The sequence below is a fragment of the Bacteroides sp. RTP31139st1_H2_RTP31139_211217 genome, from assembly GCF_040227615.1.
Lineage (GTDB): Bacteria > Bacteroidota > Bacteroidia > Bacteroidales > Bacteroidaceae > Bacteroides > Bacteroides uniformis.
In genome coordinates, this window is record NZ_JBCNZM010000169.1 from 8,052 (window position 1) to 9,992 (window position 1,941).

At 31.3% G+C, this 1,941-nt stretch carries 3 protein-coding genes; all 3 read right to left on the reverse strand.

Annotated features, from left to right (window positions below):
• A partial coding sequence (locus tag ABUA47_RS20245) for an EpsG family protein (RefSeq protein WP_349831949.1) occupies positions 1-369 on the reverse strand: 369 nt, incomplete at its 3' end.
• Between the two features lies 1 nt (position 370).
• The gene (locus ABUA47_RS20250; RefSeq protein WP_349824511.1) at positions 371-1,147 is read right to left on the reverse strand and encodes a lipopolysaccharide biosynthesis protein; all 777 of its coding nucleotides are present in this window, start codon (positions 1,145-1,147) and stop codon (positions 371-373) included.
• A 584-nt stretch (positions 1,148-1,731) separates the two neighbouring features.
• Positions 1,732-1,941 (reverse strand): hypothetical protein (locus tag ABUA47_RS20255; RefSeq protein ID WP_349831947.1); only part of this gene is annotated, 210 nt, incomplete at its 5' end.

Consider the following 1,941-nt stretch of genomic DNA (forward strand, 5'->3'; position numbering starts at 1 on the left):
AAACTTATTTTTCGTATTAGAAGAGATGAACCAAAAAACAACCGAATTTATTATAATTGAATGAACTATCTGAAAAAAAATAAAATCGTTTATAGTTGATTTTATTAAAGCCACGAAAAAAATAAATAAAGGCTCCCATCTATATGAAAAATAATCAGCTAAGGATAGGTCGGACAAATAAACCTGCTCCTCTTCAAAAAAATCCTGATAAGCAAAAGTATCCGCTCCTATTCGATATCTAAACCCAGAAACTACTACCAACAGCAAGTAAATGAAATAATATCCTAAATTATAACCTCTCTTATGACCTAAAAAGTCATAAGAAAAAGACAAAAAAAACAATAACAGTAAAATTGGTATATACGGCATTCTAACTCAGATACAGTTTTACCTTTTTATAATTCATGTACATTTCTATTCCATAAAAAGCAACTGCCAATATTAATATGATATATCGAGTCATAGGAGTCATATTGCAATTCATTACAGACATAGAAATGCTCAATGCAGGCAATATCAATATTACAAAATAAAATTTACTAAAAGGAATATAATACAGTTTATTAGACACAATCCAACTAATTACAACCAATATCAGATATGTTAATATCATCGAATAAATCACTCCTTCTATTCCCCAAAATACAATAAACAGGTACATACTTACCACATTAACAATCAAAGACACAAAATAATTATAAGATACATACTTTGTTTTCTCCGTATATTTAGGTCCGATATCAATTACTTCTTTTATTATTGTCAAAGCAAAATATAGCGACAAACTGCCAATATATTTATATGAATAAAAAAAATCCGGACCTGCAACTATACTAACAATATCTTCAGATAACAATGACAATACCGATACTAATAAAAACAAGAAACAAGAAACTAAAGGCATGAACTTCGCAAAAAGCAACCGGTGGTTTTCCTTTGCAAACTGTTGATACATAAAAGGAAGCCAAGCCATCATAAAAGCTGTTCCCAAGATTTGCACGCCAGAGGCCAACTTTAAAGAAAAAGAATACAAGCCTATTATTGATGTTGTTAAAAAAAACACCATAAAGAGCCGATTGGAATAAACCATCATCACACTTCCCACACGAGCAGGAAACTGAGGCAAAGCATAACTAAAGCTCATCATGAGATTTTTCCATGAGAAAGAAAAAAGCAAATATTGCTTTATATTAGTATACAATACGATAGAAGTCAATACGAGTGTCAATAACTGACATATCAAAACCCATTCCAAGCCTCCATCCATGAAAACAACAAAAACGAATACGGATAACAATAGCAATACGACTTTCAATATTACTTGGTAATATTCTTAACTCTTTTAAAAATACACACTTAAATATTTTATAATCAATATGTTATAAAGTGAATGATTTTAATAGAGAAACAAACAAGGAACAAAAACCGGAATTAAAGTGATTTCTCGTTTTTCTATTTGCACTCTGTTTCTTTCTTTTCGTTTGTTTGCTTTCAGAGTGCATTCCGAGCAATTTTATCTGCTCTCATCATTCGAAGAATTTGCTCCTAACTTTAACTAACAAATTATTTGCAGCTCATAAAGAGAATACAAATTATTATCTCTTGAAGTTGTATTGCTTGTAGCAAAGATAATCTTTTTTGTACAGGCAGCCAAAAATGCCTGCCTATATTTAGTTTAATTTAGTTTAGCATATATAAGGCTAACAAACTAAACCAAACTGGATTTTCATGTTACTTTTGTGATTTTCCCATTCTACCCATACAGCCAAAAGAGAAGATAAGCTCTTGCCTCTTTTCTCTTTTCGCTGCGATACTCTTTACTTCATAGACACCTTTTACACACATCCGTACCGAGTAAACTCCCACATGCTCGCATATCAACTTTCGGTCTGCCTGATGGGAATTGTGTCGCAAAGGTATTTGCCATGTCTTTATTGTATG

What these genes read in the sequence shown, in the direction of transcription:
- ABUA47_RS20250 (WP_349824511.1), bottom strand. Translation starts at nt 1,147, where the DNA reads ATGATGAGCTTTAGTTATGCTTTGCCTCAGTTTCCTGCTCGTGTGGGA.